Raw genomic sequence first — 205 nt, forward strand, 5'->3', positions numbered from 1 at the left:
TTTTCGTCTTGCGAGCGTGTTCGCGCACCCCGCCCGCCACGAAACCTGCCCATCTACTACGTTTAGGCCGCCACCCTCAACCACAGCGAACAACGCGAAAAGAAAACCGCAGGTAGAAAGCCTGCGGTTTTTCATAAAACGCGGTCATGGTCGGGGGTATCAGGCTAAGCGTAGTAGATGGGCAGCTTTCGTGGCGGGCGGGGGG

This window comes from Collinsella sp. AM28-11LB, from assembly GCF_003469895.1.
Classification (GTDB): domain Bacteria; phylum Actinomycetota; class Coriobacteriia; order Coriobacteriales; family Coriobacteriaceae; genus Collinsella.